Origin of the sequence: Ferdinandcohnia salidurans (assembly GCF_042680725.1) — a bacterium.
In the GTDB taxonomy this organism is placed as follows: Bacteria; Bacillota; Bacilli; order Bacillales; family Bacillaceae_L; genus Ferdinandcohnia; species Ferdinandcohnia salidurans.
The window spans coordinates 188160-202419 of record NZ_JBHUEK010000007.1 but is presented as its reverse complement, the minus strand read 5'-3'; the positions used below and the strand labels follow the sequence as shown (position 1 = coordinate 202419).

At 37.7% G+C, this 14260-nt stretch carries 12 protein-coding genes; all 12 read right to left on the bottom strand.

Annotated elements, in window-relative coordinates; translation table 11 throughout:
- Nucleotides 1-16 precede the first annotated feature (16 nt).
- Entirely contained in the window at nucleotides 17-724 is a 708-nt protein-coding gene (locus tag ACFSFW_RS03935) for a DUF881 domain-containing protein (protein WP_304215781.1), read from the bottom strand.
- Complete coding sequence (locus tag ACFSFW_RS03930; RefSeq protein WP_304215782.1) at nucleotides 708-1517, bottom strand: cell division protein FtsQ/DivIB; 810 nt, start codon at nucleotides 1515-1517, stop codon at nucleotides 708-710. The genes ACFSFW_RS03935 and ACFSFW_RS03930 overlap by 17 nt, the downstream gene beginning before the upstream one ends.
- A 202-nt stretch (nucleotides 1518-1719) precedes the next feature.
- Complete coding sequence (gene murB, locus ACFSFW_RS03925) at nucleotides 1720-2628, bottom strand: UDP-N-acetylmuramate dehydrogenase (RefSeq protein WP_099363087.1); 909 nt, start codon at nucleotides 2626-2628, stop codon at nucleotides 1720-1722.
- 82 nt (nucleotides 2629-2710) lie between these two features.
- Nucleotides 2711-3799, bottom strand: a complete 1089-nt coding sequence (murG, locus tag ACFSFW_RS03920; RefSeq protein WP_304215783.1) for an undecaprenyldiphospho-muramoylpentapeptide beta-N-acetylglucosaminyltransferase — start codon at nucleotides 3797-3799, stop codon at nucleotides 2711-2713.
- A 110-nt stretch (nucleotides 3800-3909) separates the two neighbouring features.
- Complete coding sequence (spoVE, locus tag ACFSFW_RS03915) at nucleotides 3910-5010, bottom strand: stage V sporulation protein E (protein ID WP_304215876.1); 1101 nt, start codon at nucleotides 5008-5010, stop codon at nucleotides 3910-3912.
- A gap of 48 nt (nucleotides 5011-5058) precedes the next feature.
- Entirely contained in the window at nucleotides 5059-6411 is a 1353-nt protein-coding gene (murD, locus tag ACFSFW_RS03910) for a UDP-N-acetylmuramoyl-L-alanine--D-glutamate ligase (protein ID WP_304215784.1), read from the bottom strand.
- Entirely contained in the window at nucleotides 6412-7386 is a 975-nt protein-coding gene (gene mraY, locus ACFSFW_RS03905) for a phospho-N-acetylmuramoyl-pentapeptide-transferase (protein ID WP_099363090.1), read from the bottom strand. It lies immediately after the preceding gene.
- Nucleotides 7387-7388: 2 nt separating this feature from the next.
- Nucleotides 7389-7835 (bottom strand): hypothetical protein, encoded by a 447-nt coding sequence (locus ACFSFW_RS03900; protein ID WP_304215785.1) that lies wholly within the window; start codon nucleotides 7833-7835, stop codon nucleotides 7389-7391.
- On the bottom strand, nucleotides 7836-9299 hold the full coding sequence (locus ACFSFW_RS03895) for a UDP-N-acetylmuramoyl-L-alanyl-D-glutamate--2,6-diaminopimelate ligase (protein ID WP_304215878.1): 1464 nt from the start codon (nucleotides 9297-9299) through the stop codon (nucleotides 7836-7838).
- A 209-nt stretch (nucleotides 9300-9508) separates the two neighbouring features.
- Complete coding sequence (locus ACFSFW_RS03890; RefSeq protein ID WP_304215786.1) at nucleotides 9509-11464, bottom strand: stage V sporulation protein D; 1956 nt, start codon at nucleotides 11462-11464, stop codon at nucleotides 9509-9511.
- A gap of 181 nt (nucleotides 11465-11645) precedes the next feature.
- On the bottom strand, nucleotides 11646-13856 hold the full coding sequence (locus tag ACFSFW_RS03885; RefSeq protein ID WP_388035395.1) for a penicillin-binding protein: 2211 nt from the start codon (nucleotides 13854-13856) through the stop codon (nucleotides 11646-11648).
- A 2-nt stretch (nucleotides 13857-13858) separates the two neighbouring features.
- A complete protein-coding gene (ftsL, locus tag ACFSFW_RS03880; protein WP_304215788.1) occupies nucleotides 13859-14221 on the bottom strand; it encodes a cell division protein FtsL in 363 nt (120 codons plus the stop codon).
- Nucleotides 14222-14260 lie beyond the last annotated feature (39 nt).

Here is a 14260-nt window from a genome sequence, read left to right as displayed (position 1 = left end):
ATATCAAACATCCGGTTTATTCATTCGCTTGAAGTAATGGGTCCATTTGAATTTGTGTTTTGTTCTCAATTTTCACGACTATATTATCTTGAATCAATTGGTCTGTAATTCCACCATTCATATTTAGAGCCGGTATGAGGACATCGGGATCACCAATTGCAGTGATCACAAATGGTGCCGGATATGGTTTGCCATCAACCACAACAACTGGTCCATTACAGTATATATACGAATCATGACTAAGTCTTTTTCCATTTACCGAAACCGCTTGGGCACCTGATACATAAAGTTCATTAATGACCTTAAATAAATGACTCTCATGAACTAAATAATTATTAACATCTTGTCCTGATGGAACGTAAGAGGAATCTTCGAGTGTAACTGAAACTCCTGGGCCTTTTACACCAATTTCACCAACGACCATCCGATACTTTTCTACTTCTTCAACAAGATTATAGTAAATTTGTTCTTGTTCCTCTTTCGCAAGTTCTTCTTCAATTGCTTGTATTTGATTTTGTTTTTCAATAAGCTTCAGTTGAAGGTCATTATTTTTTTCATTTTGTTCATTCAATTCCGTTCGTATTTTTGTTTCTTCATTCCATTGTTGTTCAGTGACCCGACTTGATTCCATTTGTTCTTTTGTAAATTGGTACGAGAATGAAATCATAAAGCCAAGGACTAAGCAGACAAATGAAAGAACCACATGCTTACCCTTCACTTTCATCTGTTACCATCTCTCCTTCTTCACTGGTGCTCTCTTTTTCATATGGAATAAAAGTTGGCACTACATCTAGTTCAATATATCCATTTAAAGATGGATCCAATTCACTGACGATTGTAGGATATGCTGGAATATTCTTCGCGAAATTTCGTACAGTAGCTTTAACTTCATACCCATCAATCATGTAAAGGGTCATCTGAAGAGGATCATATTCTGTAGGAGTATGGTGAATTTCAGAAATAAGCTTTGAAATTGAGGGTTGGATTTTATTTAGTTCCTTTGTAAGCAACTTTAATGCTTCATCATCCCAGTCTACTAAGATTGGCGCATCCACTGGAATCGCTTTTGAACCAAATTTTTGGGCATTCTCAATAATCTTCCCATTTTCAAGGATTGGGTAAAAAGTATTATGACCACTTATATATCCTACCCTTTTTAGCTCACTGACATTTATCTTTATATCGTTGGGAAATTTCTTTTGAATCGTAACTTCCTTAATTTCAGGGTGTTCTTTTATATTTTGTTTAACTTCATCCTGATTGACCTTCCAAAAGCTTGTCCCAACAGTCAATTTGCTAAGCTTTGAAATTTGTTCGGATGTGATATTTTGGTTGCCTGTAATAGTGATCTCGCCGATTTTACTTAAAGGAGATTGGAAATAAAGAATTCCGGAAAGCAATAAAAAGAAAAAGGTTATGTACATAATCAATCGACGATTAGCTTTTTGTTTTCTTCTTTGCTTCAGCTTTGGAATTCGGTCTTCTATTGTAACAACCTTTTGCTTTGCCAAATACATTCACCCCGCGAATCAAAAATCTCCTGTAATCATCTTAATATAACAACCTGTCCATTTTATATAAGCAAAAACATGTATTTTAAAAATGCTTTGAACGAAAGAATAAACGGCATGTATACATGCCGTTTAGTAACTTATACAGTAACACATACATGTTATTGTATTATATCATATTTTCCTAAGAAATGGGTGTAGAATCTGTCTAGATTCGACCAATTATTTCAACTTCTGTTTCCATTCGCACACCGTGTAAAGTATAGATTTTCTCCTTTACGAATTGAATGAGATCAAGAACATCCTGCGCTTTTGCATTTCCAGCATTTACAATAAAATTACCATGCATTTCGGATATTTTTGCTCCGCCAATGGTATGGCCTTTCAAGCCTGATTTTTCTACTAATTGACCAGCATAATGCGGAAGTGGATTGCGAAAAATACTTCCAGCACAGGGTAAATCCCATGGTTGAGTGTCCCTTCGATAGTCTTTATTTTTTTTCATGACTGCCGAAATATCTGCTTTATCCCCTTCAGTTAATTGAAACGTTGCCTCTACTACAATTCCAGGGCGTTTCTTTTGAAGGATTGAAGTACGATAGGAATATTCCATTTCCTCATTGGAAAGCCATTCCAAACTACCGTCATCGAATAAAATATGTGCCTTCGTTAATATTTTGGAAATATCAGACCCATGTGCCCCAGCGTTCATATAGACAGCGCCACCGATGGAACCGGGAATTCCACTTGAAAATTCAAGTCCTGACAATCCTTTTCTTGCAATTTGTACAGCGAGACTTACGATTGAATAACCAGCGCCAACAGTTAACGTTGTACCTTGTAAGTCCATATGATTAATGCCATTTCCTAGTTTAATAACTGCACCTTCAATACCTTTGTCAGAAACCAGGAGATTTGAACCTCTTCCGATGGCCCGCCATTTAATTCCGTGTTTTTTTATGATTTCAAGGGTCTTTTTTAAGGATTCAACACTATTTGGTTCGATAAATAAATCAGCCGGACCACCAATCTTAATGGTTGTATGCTTAGATAAAGGTTCATTCTCTATAACCTTGCCAACATTCGACTCTTGAAGTTCTTTCACTATATTTTCCATGATTACCTCCTTCATCTGCATCTCGACTCAGAACAGACATTACTGTAGTATATGCTCGTTGCTGCTTTCATGGTACATTTGCCTAAATTAGATCATTCATTACATTGTATAGACGACTAGCGGCATCTGGTATCCCTATTTCTGAAGAAGCTTTTTTCATTTCCTCAAGTTTTATTGGATCTAATAGAATTGAGTCAATGTCCTTAATTAGCTGAGAAGCTGTAAGATCTCTTTCAAGTCTTAAAATGGCAGCCCCTTTATCACTTAAGGATCTTGCATTTTTCTCTTGATGATTATTTGTTACATATGGGCTTGGTACTAAGATGCTTGGTAGTCCTAAAGCAGTTAGTTCAGCTAAAGTTGTCGCACCTGCGCGAGCTACAACGAGGTCAACACCTGCTAGTACGTCCGGCATATTGTGAATAAACGGTTTGATGATTACATTATCAGGATTTCCAACCGCCTTTACCCGATTAAGTACATTTTCATAATGAACCTCACCTGTAACATAGAGGAATTGATAATTTTTTTCCTTCACTTCGGATAAAGCACTCAAGAATGCGTCGTTAAGTGGTTTAGCACCTCTGCTTCCACCAACTAGTAAAACGGATTTTTGGGAACTATTTAGCCCAACAGATTCTCTCCCCGCATCTCCGTCTTTACCGATTACCTCAGACGCCCGCGGGTTTCCTGTAAGGATTACTTTTTCTTTTGGGAAAAACTGACCAGCTTCTTCAAAGCAGATGGCCACCTTGTCAACATATCGACTTAAAAACTTATTTGTAAGACCTGGTATGCTGTTTTGTTCATGTATGATTGTTGGTATATGTAATTTTGATGCTGCGTAAACAACAGGTCCACATACATAACCGCCTGTACCAATTACAACATCTGGTTTAAAGTCTTTTATCAACTTCTTACTGTCTTGGACACCTTTTAGGAACCGAGTAATTGTTTTAATATTTTCAAAGGAAAGCTTTCGTTTGAATCCAGTGATATGGATTGTTTTAAATGGTATCCCTTCACGGGTTACAATACTGCTTTCCAACCCTTTTTCTGTACCGATATAGAGAAATTCGGCAGAAGGATTCAGTTTTTTTATTTCTTTAATTAAGGCAAGCGCAGGATAAATATGCCCTCCTGTTCCACCACCACTAACAACTATTTTCAAGGAAACTCCTCCCGTTTTTGGAAGTTTATCGTTAAAATTAGTTTAACCCTGTTCAAGTAAACAGGGTTAAACTTTTTTCTAAGTATAACATATATTCATGTGTTTTTGGGTTAATACCTTGAATACCTACTAATATTTAAAAGGACACCGACTGCCATGAGCATTAAGGTTAAGGACGACCCTCCGTAGCTTAAGAAGGGAAGTGTAATACCTGTTACCGGCATCAGACCCGTTACAACTCCAATATTTATAATAACTTGAATCGCAATCATCCCGATAATTCCGATTCCTAGGAAACTTCCATATAAATCAGGTGCACCTAAAGCAATCCGTACTCCTCTCCAAAGAAGAATACTAAATAAAATGATGACAAACGAACCACCGATAAAGCCTAACTCTTCTGCCAGAATGGCAAAAATGAAGTCAGTCTGAGGTTCTGGCAAGTAGAAAAATTTCTGTCGACTTTGCCCCAAACCTAAACCGAATAAACCTCCAGGTCCAATTGCATAAAGAGATTGAATGATTTGAAACCCAGTTCCTAATGGGTCTTCCCATGGGTCTAAAAAGGATGTAATCCGTTTAATTCGATACGGAGCCGATAATATTAAAGCAACAAATCCGGCCACTCCGATCAAGCCTAGACCTACAAAATGGGAGATTCTTGCCCCCGCAACATAGATCATCACAACACAAGTTCCAACCATTACTGTTCCCGTTCCCAAATCCGGCTGTAGCATAATCATACCAAACGCCAGAAAAACAAGACCTAGTGACGGCATTAGTCCTTTTTTAAAGGACGTAATTTTCTTTTGATTCTCAGATAGGAATTTTGCCAAAAACGCAATCATTGCTAATTTCATAAATTCAGATGGTTGAATTGAAAATGCTCCAACGCCAATCCAACTTTGAGAACCATTACGTTCCATTCCAATTCCAGGGATTAGTACTGCAACCAATAATACAAAACAAATAATGATAAGGACTTTTGCCCAGGTTCTCCAAGTCCAATAGTCCACATTCATGATGAAAAACATCGCAATGACTCCAACACTTGCAAATAATAATTGTCTTTTAGCAAAGAAAAACGAATCATCGAATTTATATGTAGCCCATATTGCACTGGCACTGTACACCATAATTAATCCAACTGCTAAAAGTGTAAGTGTTGTAATTATTAAAATGATATCCGGGGTCGTTCTCTGGGTCACAATCAAAACACCTCTACATTCTAGATTCAGAGCTCTAGATTGTCCAAGCCCTTACTTAAGCTTATGCACGGCGTTTATAAAAATGTCTCCTCTTTCTTCAAATGTTTTATGTTGATCCCAGCTAGCACATGCAGGTGATAATAAAATGACATCACCCTCATTTGAAAGATCATAAGCTACTTTTACCGCTGCTTCAACATTATCGACAGTTTTTACGATTTCTATTCCAGCAAGTTGGCCAGCTCTTTCCAGCTTTTTAGCTGTTTGACCAAATAGAACCATTGCTTTTACACGGGTTAGTTCATCTACAAGTTCATCAAATTCATTTCCACGGTCTAGTCCACCTGCTAACAAAATAACCGGTTGTTCAAAGGCAGAGATTGCCTTCTTTGTAGCAAGAATATTAGTTGCTTTTGAATCATTATAAAATTTACGATTTTCAATTGTAGTGACGTACTGGAGGCGGTGTTTAACACCTGTAAAACTTGTTAAGACCTCAATAATGGCGCGATTAGGTGTTGATACGAGCTTCGCAACCGCAACTGCGGCCAAGATGTTTTCGAGATTATGAACACCTGGTAAAACAATATCTTTAATTTCAATGATATTTTCATCATTAAAATAAATCGCCTGATCTTTTATATAAGCGCCCTCTTGTAATACTTTCGTGGTTGAAAAAGGAACTTTCTTACTTCTTACATTCTCAGCAGCAAACATCACATCCTTGTCATCTAAGTTGATGACACAATAATCAGCTTCTGTTTGATTTTCAAAAATTCTCGCCTTTGCTTTAATGTACTCTTCCTTTGTTCCATGGTAATCAAGATGGGCATCGAAAATATTTAACAACACGGCAATTTTAGGAGCAAAATCTTCAATTCCCATTAATTGAAAAGAAGAAAGCTCAGTCACGATAATATTTTCCTTTGCCGCCCCTTGTGCAACCTCGCAAGAAACTGTTCCAATATTTCCTGCAATTAATGGAGATTTCTCTCCTTTTTCGAGCATTTCATAAATCAACGTGGTGGTCGTTGTTTTTCCATTAGACCCCGTAATCCCAATAAAATCGGCTGGAGTAATATGATATGCTAACTCCACTTCCGTTAAAATAGGGATGCCTTTATCAATCGCCTTAACAAGAATAGGATTACTATATGGGATTCCAGGATTTTTGATAATAAAGTCAAAATGATCATCCAAAATGTCAATTGGATGACCTCCACACACTACTTTAATTCCCATTTTTTCTAGTTCCTGAGCAGCCTCATTTTCTTCATATGGCTTTTGGTCATTAACAGTTAGAATAGCCCCAACCTCATGGAGAACTCTTGCTGCAGCATAGCCGCTTTTGGCAAGTCCAAGTATTAAAATATGCTTATTAGTAAACTTCTCTGATTTTTTCAATTAAATCCACACCTCAATATAGATTCCAAGAATGGCACACAATAATCCAACAGTCCAAAATGTCACAACAACTCGCCATTCAGACCATCCTACTAATTCATAATGGTGATGCAAAGGACTCATTCTAAAAACACGTCTGCCCGTTGTTTTAAAGGAAATGACTTGAATAATAACAGACAATGTCTCTATTACAAATACGCCACCAATTAATAATAATAATATTTCAAGCTTTAGCATGATAGCAACTGTCGCAATTGCTCCACCAAGTGCAAGTGAACCTGTATCACCCATGAACACCTTAGCAGGGTTGGCATTAAATACGAGGAATCCAAGAACTGCTCCGACTACAGCTACACAGAAAATAGCAACATCATATTGCGCTTGATTCCAAGCTAAAACCGCAAATGCCCCAAATGCAATTGCTGCTGTACCTGATACTAATCCATCTAAACCATCTGTTAAATTGACTGCATTGGAGAACCCTACTAACCATATAATTAACAGCAGTACATACAGAAGTTTTAGATCAAACTCAAAATCTGTACCTGGTATAGAGATCGCTGTTGAAAAATTATTTTGTTTGAAAATAAAATAAAAAATGATAGCAATAACGATTTGACCAAACAGTTTTTGTCTCGAAGTCAAACCGAGATTCCTTTTTAATACCACTTTGATAAAGTCGTCTAAAAAGCCTAGTACCCCATATCCTATTGTTACAAATAAAAGCAAATATGTAGTAACAGACAATTCACCTAAACGATTTGACACTAATAGTGTAGTTAGTAAGATGGAAACCAGAATAATGATTCCACCCATCGTCGGTGTTCCCGATTTTTTTTGGTGGGATTTAGGTCCTTCCTCACGGATACTTTGTCCAAATTTTAATCTACGTAAGAAAGGGATAAAAATAGGGGAAAGAATGACACTTATTATAAACCCTATTGCTATCGAGTAAATGACTACTTCTTCTATCATCCTTATCCCCTCCCTTCTTCATACATTGCTACTTTTTTTGTTAGCTTTGTTATTTCATCCACTATGGGATTGTTTTGAATCATTTCTTCAGTTTCATCTTTAAATAGTCTAAATTTTGTCATTTGATCATACCCATTTTCTTCGATTTTTTTAAGATAGAATTCTAGGATTAGTTTAAGTGCTGGTAGTGGTTCTGGTACTACGAATACAGGGAAATGATTGGGAAGAAATCCCGGTAATTTCTCATCCTTGGGCCAAACTGCTGCAACCACACCATTATATAGCGCTCGCTTTAATAATTCATCCCTTTTTTCTTGTTCTATTGAAATAAATAGCCCTTTTTTCGTGATGAGGTTTGGATCAGTAATCACTTCTTCAAAATAAAAATCTTGACTCTTTAATCCATATGATTCTTGAAAAAGAATCCATAAATCGTGATTGGATAACAATTATTTCAACTCCTTAATTGCACGTGCTGCAACAAGGCGGTCATCAAACGAATGAACTTTATTCCCAATGATTTGATAAGTTTCATGTCCTTTGCCAGCAATGATTATTATATCATTCTCACCCGCATTTGAAATAGCATAAAATATTGCTTTTTCACGATCAGGGATTGTGAAGTATGTTTCTCCTACTACTCCCGCTTCCATCTCCTTTAGTATTTGAACAGGGTCTTCTGAGCGAGGATTATCTGATGTAAAAATAGGGATATCCGCAAATTTTGCAGCAATCCTGGCCATGATTGGGCGCTTTGAGCGATCACGATCCCCACCACATCCAATAATGACAAAGATTTTCCCTTTTGAAAACTCTTTTACCGTTTTCAAAACGTTTTCAAGGCTGTCAGGCGTATGTGCATAATCCACAATTACAGTAAAATTTTGCCCTAGGTTCACAATTTCAAAACGTCCGGGAACACCTTTTACCTTTTCAACTGCTGCAATAATGGTTGTAATAGGTATTCTTGAAATGATACAAGTAGCAATTGCTGCCAACACATTATAAACACTAAACATACCAATTAATTTCATTTTCACCTCGTAAGAACCGAACGGAGTTGTTATAGTAAACTCTGTTCCTGAAGCGGTCATGCGGATACCTGATGCCATAATATCAGCTGAATGGTGAATTCCATATGAGATGATGGTTGCTGAAGTAGACCTTGCATATTCCCTTGAAGCAGGGTCATCATTATTCAATACAGCAAATTTGGGATTATCTTTGTCAAATCGATTACCTAAACCAGTAAACAACAGACCTTTTACTCTACGATACTCGTCAATTGTCTGGTGGTAATCCAAATGATCCTGAGTCAAATTAGAAAAAACAGCAATATTAAAATCACATCCATGGACCCTACCAATATCTAGGGCATGTGAGGAAACCTCCATAACTGCGGTGTTTATATTCTCAGAAACCATTTGCTTAAAATACTTTTGCAGCATGATTGATTCTGGTGTTGTATTTTTCATTTCAATGGTTTTTTCACCAATTTTCGTATGCATGGTTCCAATTAAGCCAATTTTCTGGCCTGCTTCTCTAAAAATCTCCTCAATTATGTGACTTATTGACGTTTTACCATTTGTCCCTGTAACTCCAATTAAATGGAGTTGATGTGTCGGGTGATGGTAAAAAGCGTCAGCCAACACAGCCATTGTTCTTCGGGTGTTCTTTACCTTGATAACCGGAATGGACACCTGGACTTCTTTTTCAGCAATAATCGCAACAGCACCTTGTTCTTCCGCTTGCTTTGCAAACAAATGGCCATCAAACGTACTACCTTCTACACAAAAGAATAAACTTCCCTTTCCTACCGCCCTCGAGTCCATTTCAAGAGATGTGATAAGTGGGTTGTCACTACCTTTTTCCGTAAAATCATGCAAGTTAGCTAATAATTCTTGTAATCTCATCATGAATTTTACCATTTCCCCTCGAAAGATTTACTCTGTCGAATGGGCACCAGATTAACATGTTACTCCAGACTTACGCTGTTGTCTAGTACCCTATTTACCTATTAGACTTTTAACAAAAGGACACCTTACAAAAAATTTTATTCCTCTATATTAAAGGTATTCCTTTTTATAGAAAAAAGAAGCCTAAAGGGGAATCCTTTGGCTACTTAATTCTTATCTTTTGATTCTTTTTTATCTGCGCCTTCCCCGAGATGGATCCGTAATGTTGTTCCTTCTTGAACTCGTTCCCCTGCATTTGGAGCTTGGTCAACGACAACATTTCCTTCGCCACTTATATCTAGTTTTATATTCATTAATTGTTGTTGCAGCTCCTTTTTAGTCAAACCAATCACATCAGGAACTTCAAGATATTTTTTATCGGTCCACAATTTGATCTCTTTCTCGATTTGATTATCACGCTTTTCAATACCAAGCAACGGTAAACTTTCACGCATAATATTTCCAACGATTGGCGCTGCTACTACTCCACCAAATTGCACAGTACCTTTAGGGTTATCTACGGCAATGTATACAACAATTTGTGGGTCATCCGCCGGTGCAAATCCAATAAAGGATACGATGTGGTTATTTTGTAAATAGCCGCCACCTTTTTTCGATTTTTGGGCTGTACCTGTTTTACCACCTACACGATAACCATCCACATAAGCTCCACCACCAGAACCTTTGGCAACAACATTTTCAAGCGCAAAACGAACCTGTTCAGATGTTTCTTTTGAAATAACACTCCGTACAGCTTCAGGCTCATTCCGTTTAACAACCTGACCTGTTATAGGGTCCACCCATTCTTTAGCCACATATGGCTTATATAAGGTCCCTCCGTTTACAGCTGCAGCTACAGCCGTGACCTGCTGAATCGGTGTTACAGCTACCCCTTGACCAAATGCTGTTGTTGCCAACTCGACAGGACCTACATTTTCGGGTTTAAATAGAATTCCTGTCCCTTCTCCTTGAAGATCGATTCCAGTCTTTTGTCCAAATCCAAAATTCTTTATATACGTAAATAAAGTATCTTTTCCTAATCTAGTACCTAATTCTACAAAACCTGGGTTACATGAGTTTTGAACGACCTCCAAGAAGGTCTGATGCCCATGTCCGCCCCTTTTCCAGCACTTAAGTGTTGCTCCCCCTACTTTTGCAAAACCAGGATCCGTAAAATGATCATTCTTTAAGTTGACTTTTCCTTCCTCTAAGGAAGCTGCAAGTGTAATAATCTTAAAAGTTGAACCAGGTTCATACGTACTCCAAACTGGGAGGTTACGGTTATATACCTCTTGTGGGACGTTCCTGAAGTTGGCTGGATCAAAATCAGGTCTTGAAGACATTCCTAAAATTTCTCCATTATTTGGATTCATCGCAATCGCAATGATTCCATCAGGGTTATATTGTGCTTCTGCATTATCAAGTTCCCGTTCAATTACGGTTTGTATTTTCGTATCAATCGTTAACCTCAAATCCAAACCGTCCTTCGGAGGTGTATAATCATCTGCGATATCTGGCATTCTTCTACCTTTCGCATCTGAATAGAACTGAACACTTCCTTTTTCGCCCTTTAATTCTTCATCATAACTTTTCTCAAGGCCTGTTAACCCCTGGTTATCGATACCAGCAAAGCCTAATACATGAGAAAGGTAGCTGCCAAAAGGATAATGACGCTTCGAATCTTCCGCTATGTAAACACCCTTTATCCCAAGTGCACGGACCTCATTCGCTTTTTCATGAGAAATTTTTCTGCCCTCAGGATTGATATATACCTTTGACTCATTTTGGGATATTTTTTTAAATGCTTTCTCTTTTGACATATTTAATACTGCAGCTAATTTTTCTGCTGCCTCAGCAGGGTTTTCAATTTGTCTAGGAACAACTAAAACAGTTGGAGCACTTTGATTGGTGGCGAGGACAACATCGTTGCGATCGAGAATTTTCCCTCGTTCAGGCTCAAACGGAATGTCCCGGCTCCATGAATCTTTCGCGAGAGCAGTTAGCTTTTCTCCTACAAAAAATTGAACATACCCTAAGCGAACATCAATAATCAGAAATAATAGAAACCCTATAAATAGTACTATTGATAATCTTCTTCGTACTGTTACATTCGAAACTCGCATATTGTTGTACCTCCTATTAAAACGTAAGCGCCTTTAAAAAAAGTGAAAATCTCCTTAAAATCCAAGGCTCGTCTAAATATATGCTTGTACAGGAATGAATAGAACAAATCAAATGCGCAAGCACTGTACGTCGATAATCCAAAAAATAAGCAACAAAAAAGGAACTGAAAAATCAGCTCCTTTATTGTTCTTTCTCACTATTCTCTTCTTCAACGGGTTCTTCTTCTCCCGGTGTATTTGGTGTTTCAAGATTTACGGTTAGCTTATCTCCATCTTTTAAAATGGATCCTGGCTCTAAGCTTTGTTTGACAACATAACCATTTCCACTATAAGATGCTTTGATATTCGTTAAATCAGCTAACATCATGACGTCCCGTAAAGACCAGCCTGTCATGTCCGGAAGGGTTGCATCTTGGTCAGTACGAAGGAATATATGTTCATTTGGCAGAACTTTTTCGCCTTGTTTTGGAATTTGAGCAATGATTTTCTTTCCATTTCCAATCACAGTCGCTTTAAGATTTTGCTTTTCGATCGCTGCTATTGCCTCTTCTTTTGATTTTCCTGCATAAGAATCAGTTACTATTTCTTGATCTACATTCTCGTTATTTTCTGAACTTTGATCAGTTGGTTGAATATTTAAATACTGTAGGCTGTTTTTCATAACATGATTGAATACCATCGCAACTGGTTCGTTTCCAATGTCCGTATCCTTAAGCTCTGGTTGTTGGACTGCAACGTAAACAACAAGTTTCGGGTTATCCAGTGGGGCCATCCCAAGAAATGAATATAAATAATTTCCTCTTCCATATAAATACCCACCCTGAGGACTAGGAATTTCGGCAGTACCCGTTTTCCCTGCCACTTGATAACCTTCTAGATTATATTGTCTTCCAGTTCCATCCGTTACCACTTTACCTAACAAATTTAACACATGCTTAGCAGTTTCGGCTGACACTGGTTGACCTGCTACTTTAGGCTCGTGGTCGACAACCGTTTTATTCGTATCAGGGTCAACGATTTTATCGACAACATATGGTTTCATCATCTTTCCGCCGTTCGCAATAGCTGTTGCGGCCTGAACCTGCTGTATTGGAGTAACAGAAGATGCTTGTCCAAATGCCGTAGATACTTTATCAATCTCCCATTTAAAGTTTATCTTATTTTCAACTTCGCCTTCTAAATCAATACCAGTTGGTCGGTCAAGACCAAAACGACCTAAATACTCCAATAATTTATCCGTACCCAATTGCTCATTTGCAATCTTTGCAAATGAAACGTTTGAAGATTTAAGCACGCCTTCATCATAGGTAATCGAACCCCAACCTACCCTGTTATGGTCACGAATGGTTTCTCCACCCACAGAATAGCTTCCGGATGCGAATTTTGCATTCCCATTATAGACTCCCTCTTCTATCGCTGCTGCCAATGTGAATATTTTCATCGTAGAACCTGGTTCATAAGGATAGGCAATCACATCATTCAGGTAATTTTCGATATTTCTAACATTTGGGTCAAAGCTCGGTCTTGTTGACATAGCCAAGATCTCACCGGTCTTTGGATTAGCAACAACACCAATCACTTTTTTCGGCTTATATTCCTTAACAGCCATGTTCATGGCGTCCTCTAAGAAAGTTTGGATTGTTTGGTCAATCGTTAAATAAACATTACTTCCATTATCGGGAGCTACTATCTGTTCTTTAGCGTCCGGCAGCTTATACCCTTTTGTATCACTTTGAAATTTCATATAACCATCTTCTTCACGAAGATATTTATCGAGGTCTTTTTCAACCCCCAACATCCCGACGGTATCCGTCTTTTTTGTTTCCTTATCAGTTACTTTACCGGCATACCCCACAAGATGTGATGCAAACGTCCCATTCGGATAGTAGCGTTTTGATTCTCGTCTAAAGGCGATGCCCGGCAATTCTAATGCTTCAATTTCTTGCTTTAGTGATGTACTAATATCGCGACCATTCGTACCAAACTCAACCTGTTTTCGATCAGGCTTTGTTAAAATTTTATACATATCGTTTTCTTCCATTTTTAAAAGCGGTGCGAGCTTGCTTGCCGTTTCTTCAGGATCGACTACATGTTTCGGATTATCTTCATCTATCGTTAATTCTTCGTCGAGGATTGCGACCACTGTAAATGAAGAAGTGTCCTCAGCAATAGGATTTCCGTTGCGGTCGTATATTGCTCCTCGTTTCGCTTCGATTGCTCTTTGTTTTGTATATTTTTTTTCTGCTAAAGCAGCTAAAACAACACCATCAACCTTACCCGTACCTTGGATATACACAAATCTTGCCATCAATGTAAAAAAGAGCAAAGCAAATATTATACTAATAAATGCTGCTCCTCTGTTTATATTGTTATTTTTAACCTTTATTTTCATGGTCAGTTTCCTTGAACCACTTTAACGTTATTCTCATTTAAGACAAGTCCAAGTTCCCTTGCTTTTTCCCATAAACGCTCATATTCGCTTAGTTCTTGAACTTGTACATAAAGGTCATTGTTTGTTTTTGTTTGTTGACTAATTGATGCTTCGATTTGTTGGATTTCGATATTTGTTTTGTAGATTGATACTTGGTTAGATATGATATGAATTGCGAAGAATATCACAGCTACAGAGAATATAATCCCTAATAACTTTTCCCCTAACGAAAATCGAAATTTCTGTCTTCTTTCCGGTCGTGTCTTTGGTGCCTGATTTGGTTGATAGTTTTCTGTTTGTCTAACTTTGTATGCTAAATTACCCATCATATCCCTCCTTAAGTATCTCTTCTATTTATTAATGAA